The 272-nt window shown below is 70.6% G+C and carries 1 protein-coding gene; it reads right to left on the bottom strand.

Annotated features, from left to right (window positions below):
- Positions 1–272: TIGR00730 family Rossman fold protein (locus R0J88_RS20245; protein WP_410900912.1), on the bottom strand; the 272-nt coding region annotated here is incomplete at both ends.

Below are 272 nucleotides of genomic sequence, written 5' to 3'. Positions count from 1 at the left end.
CCAGGGTGCCAATCCCGCCGGGCAGGGTCACGAAGGCATCCGCCAGTGCGGCCATCTGCGCCTTGCGCTCATGCATGTCCGCCACCTCGATCAAGCGCGTCAGACCGGTATGTGCCTTCTCGTTGCGTACCAGTGCCTGGGGGATCACGCCGATCACCTCACCGCCCGCTGCCAGCGCGGCATCTGCCAAGGCCCCCATCAGCCCGGCGCGCGCGCCTCCGTAGACCAGTCCCCAGCCGCGCTCGGCGATGGCCGTGCCCAGGGCTTCGGCC

Source organism: Pseudoalteromonas sp. SIMBA_162 (assembly GCF_046535955.1).
Classification (GTDB): domain Bacteria; phylum Pseudomonadota; class Gammaproteobacteria; order Enterobacterales; family Alteromonadaceae; genus Pseudoalteromonas; species Pseudoalteromonas marina.
This window is presented reverse-complemented; position numbering and strand designations above follow the sequence as displayed.